6 protein-coding genes are annotated in these 3978 nt (G+C 59.5%); 4 read left to right on the plus strand and 2 right to left on the minus strand.

The features are described 5' to 3' along the window. The 4 genes from VNM72_03235 to VNM72_03250 all read left to right on the plus strand — a co-directional run. A partial coding sequence (locus tag VNM72_03235) for a hypothetical protein (GenBank protein HXF04410.1) occupies positions 1 to 212 on the plus strand: 212 nt, incomplete at its 5' end. A gap of 18 nt (positions 213 to 230) precedes the next feature. After that, complete coding sequence (locus VNM72_03240) at positions 231 to 395, plus strand: hypothetical protein (protein ID HXF04411.1); 165 nt, start codon at positions 231 to 233, stop codon at positions 393 to 395. Positions 396 to 492: 97 nt separating this feature from the next. Then, a complete protein-coding gene (locus tag VNM72_03245) occupies positions 493 to 1620 on the plus strand; it encodes a DUF2914 domain-containing protein (protein HXF04412.1) in 1128 nt (375 codons plus the stop codon). Between the two features lie 316 nt (positions 1621 to 1936). After that, positions 1937 to 2953 (plus strand): radical SAM protein, encoded by a 1017-nt coding sequence (locus tag VNM72_03250; GenBank protein HXF04413.1) that lies wholly within the window; start codon positions 1937 to 1939, stop codon positions 2951 to 2953. Between the two features lie 173 nt (positions 2954 to 3126). On the opposite strand, the gene VNM72_03255 is transcribed toward VNM72_03250, so the two are convergent. Together VNM72_03255 and VNM72_03260 are read right to left on the minus strand one after the other, a co-directional pair. Beyond that, complete coding sequence (locus tag VNM72_03255) at positions 3127 to 3696, minus strand: aminodeoxychorismate/anthranilate synthase component II (GenBank protein HXF04414.1); 570 nt, start codon at positions 3694 to 3696, stop codon at positions 3127 to 3129. After that, on the minus strand, positions 3693 to 3978 hold a 286-nt coding region (locus tag VNM72_03260; protein HXF04415.1), incomplete at its 5' end, for a peptidylprolyl isomerase. The genes VNM72_03260 and VNM72_03255, both read right to left, overlap by 4 nt.

Here is a 3978-nt window from a genome sequence, read left to right on the forward strand (position 1 = left end):
TCGTCCTCGCCTTGAACGCCATCAGCCGCCAGATCGTCCAGAATGCCGAACTGAGCCGATTCCTCGACGTTCGCGCCGAACCCGTAGCGATCCAATGGAGTCCGCTCGTTCTCTTCCTCCTGACCTTCGTCATGGGATTGGGGATTGTCGCCTGGATGCTCAGCCGATTGGTGGCCGCAAGCAAAGTGAGCGCCCACGAACCCGCCTTCTGATCGGGCGTGCCGTTGACTGTGGTGTCGCAACGAGAGCGGCTCTCGATCACGTCGTGGGGTCAGAGTCGCGTTCATGGGCTTAAACGAGGCGGACTTCGCCGGCGTATTGGTGATCGAGAACGGCTCGATCCGACTCTCGGCCAAACCCGCTACTGGTGGTGGGCCGCAGGTCTCGTCACGTGATTGACAGAGGCCGAGCGCGTGAGTACTTTTGCCGGGCTCTGGCGGGAAAAATGTCGCACGGTAAAGAGGAATGATGTTACTTGCGCCGGGTGCACCGATGAGACGGGGCGCGCAGGGCGAGAAGGCGAGGGGCCGTCGAGCGGCAGATGATTCCCTCTCTCGCCGACTGCGACAATGGTATGAGCGATACGGGCCGGTTGCCGGATTCGTCATCGGCTTTGTTTACGATACGCTCACTCTCACGCGGATTGATCGGCTCGTGGACAATCTCATTTTGCTCGGGTACGCGGTGGCGGCGGGCGTGCTCATCACCCTGGTGGGTCTCAGTGAACGGGGACGTCCGCTTCCGGCGTGGCTCGGTCGGAATCAAAATCTCCTGACCAGTGCCACCCACTTTTTCCTCGGCGGGATGCTGTCGAGCTTCGTCGTCTTTTATTTCAAGAGCGCCGGTGTGGGACAATCGTTCGTCTTCGTCGTTTTACTGATCGGACTCATGCTGGCCAACGAATTCTTCGCCGACCGACTGCACAATCTCAAGCTCCTGATCGGTCTCTACTACTTCTGCTGGTTCGCCTTCCTCACGTTCTTCGTCCCGGTGGTAACGCACGTGATGGGGACGGGCGTCTTCCTGGCTAGTGGCATTGCGAGTTTCGTTCCTCCGGCAGCGATTCTCGGAATCATCTATCGAGGCCGACGGCACCGCCTGTGGCCGGAGGTGATGCCGGTGGCGAGCATCCCTCTGGTCGTGTTTCTCACCGTCACGGTGTTTTACTTCCTCAACTGGATTCCGCCGGTGCCTCTGGCGCTCAAAGAGGGAGGGATTTACCGCAGCGTTCGGCGCGTGGGAGACCGCTACGAAGTACGGTATCAAAAGCCGCCCTGGTGGCGCTTCTGGCGACAGGATGAGCGAGACTTCGCCTACCGGCCCGGCGATGCGGTCTATTGTTTCGCGGCCGTATTTGCTCCCACAGCCTTTCGAGAAGAGGTCGTTCATCACTGGCAGCGGCGAGATCGAACGGGAGAGTGGATCACGACCGATGTCCTGACCTATTCGGTCGTGGGTGGACGCGAGGGAGGCTATCGGGGCTACACCGTCAAACGGAACATCACGCCCGGCTCCTGGCGGGTGGATGTCCGAACCCTCTCCGGCCGACTTCTGGGTCGTATCTCATTCGAGGTGGTTGCCGGCGGCCCCTCAAGACCTCTCCTGACGGCCTTCCGCTGACGCCGGGCGGAGTCGCGCGTCATCTTTTGCCTCTTCCCGAAGAGGCATGTAGAATCAGCCACTAATTTCGGAAGTGGAGGATGCCGGTGAGGTGGGGAAGGCCCGATGGGTTCGATGTACGGGAGCGCAGCTCCGCTCTCCAGAAGATATGCGCGGCCTGGAGTGGTTTTTTCTCCCCCCATCGGGCGCGATACCCCTCGCGCCCGCACGCCGCATTCCCCTGCAGAATGCACCGGGGCTTGATTTTTCCCGATGGGGTGAGTAATCTTGTCGTGCTTTTGTACTTTTTACTTGACGGCATTTTAAGTGGGTGTCTATGAGGCTGAGCAAACGACTCGAAATTTATCTTCGAGAGGTTCGATTCCTCGTTAAGGGATTTCTTTCGACCGAGCATCCCATCCTGGCGCATCTGGTGGTGACGCGTCGGTGCAATCTTTCCTGTGCCTACTGCAATGAATATGACAGCGTATCCCAACCGGTTCCCACCGAGGTCCTCCTTCGGCGCGTAGAGATTCTCGGCGACATGAAAGTCGGTTGCGTGACGCTGACCGGAGGGGAGCCGCTTCTGCATCCCGAACTGGAGACGGTCATCGCTCATATTCGCAAACAGGGGGCACTGGCCGGGCTCATCACCAACGGCTATTTGCTCACGCGCGAGCGCATTCGCAAACTCAATGCCGCCGGACTGGACCATTTGCAGATCAGCATAGACAACGTCAAGCCCGACGAGGTGTCGAAAAAGAGCCTCAAGGTGCTGGATCAAAAGCTCGTCTGGCTGGCGGAACTGGCTCAGTTCCGCGTCAACATCAACGCCGTCCTCGGCTCCGGCGTGCGCCATCCGGAGGATGCCCTGGTCATCGGACAGCGAGCCATCGAGCTGGGATTCACAACCTCGCTTGGCATCATTCATGATGGGCTGGGGATGCTCAAGCCGCTGGTTGGAGTGGAGCGCGAGGTGTACCTGCAGATGCGCGACCGGGGGAAACGAAATTACACGCGAATACGAAAATTTCAGGACAATTTGATCAACGGAAAGCCCAACGAGTGGCGATGTCGCGCCGGTGCGCGCTATCTCTACATCTGCGAGGATGGTCTGGTCCACTACTGCTCGCAGCAACGGGGATATCCGGCTATTCCTCTCGAACAGTACACCAAAGAAGATCGCCGCCGGGAGTATTTAACCAAGAAAGCGTGCGCCCCCTACTGCACGATCGCCTGCGTCCACCAGGTCGCCTGGTTCGATAACTGGCGCGACCCTCAGACCAACGGCGTCAAGGGAATGGTGCGACGGGACGCGATCAAAGTCATCAAAGCCGTATCGCAAACAGAGTAATATCCCCGAGCGATCGTCGAGGAAGGCCCAATCCATCGGTCGTCCACCGGAGACCCACCCGACCTCCCATTGGCGAGGGGGGCGGAAGCCCGCACAGGAGAACTCTTCCCTCGGCGTGAGGAACGAGAACACGATGCCCGGCCAGGCGGACCGGGCGACCGTGTGGATTTCCCTCACAACCGGGCGAGAAAATTCTTGAGCAGGCGCTTGCCTTCGAGCCCCGACATGATGGATTCGGGGTGAAACTGGACACCCTCGCAGAAGAACTGCTTGTGGCGCACGCCCATGATGACGCCATCGGATGTCGTCGCTGAGATCTCCAGGCACTCAGGCAACGAGTTTCTCTCGATCACCAGGGAATGGTAGCGCGTGGCGGCAAACGGATTGGGAAGATTCTCGAAGATCGTTTGCCCGTCGTGGATGATGAGGCTCGTCTTCCCGTGCATGAGCGTGGGTGCGCGGACGATGCGCCCGCCGAACGCGTAGCCGATGGCCTGGTGGCCGAGGCAGACGCCGAGGATGGGAATTGTCCCGGCGAGCCGACGAATCGCCTCCACCGTCACACCGGCGTCTTCCGGTGTTCCCGGTCCGGGCGAGATCACCAGCCCCCGGGGACGCCGGGCGACGATGTCTTCCACCGTGATCTGATCGTTGCGAAAGACCTCGACCTCCGCGCCCAGCTCGCCCAGATACTGGACCAGGTTGTGAGTGAACGAATCGTAATTGTCCAGGACCAGGATCATAAGCCCGACTGTTTCGCTGGAGTCGGCTCGACTTTCCTCACCCGGAACTTGATGGGGACCTTGGTGACGGGTGCTTTCGATTGGTCGGTCTCCAGCTTCTCAAATTTTTCCACCACATCCATGCCGTCGGCGACGCGGGCGAAGGCCGTGTACTTTCCATCGAGATTGGAAGCGCGTCCCAGACAGATGAAGAAAATGGCGCTGGCGGAGTTCGGATCATCGGCTTTCATCTGGATCATGCCGACGATGCCTTTATTGAACTCGATCTTTCCGATTTCGGCG

It is taken from the genome of Blastocatellia bacterium (assembly GCA_035573895.1).
In the GTDB taxonomy this organism is placed as follows: domain Bacteria; phylum Acidobacteriota; class Blastocatellia; order HR10; family HR10; genus DATLZR01.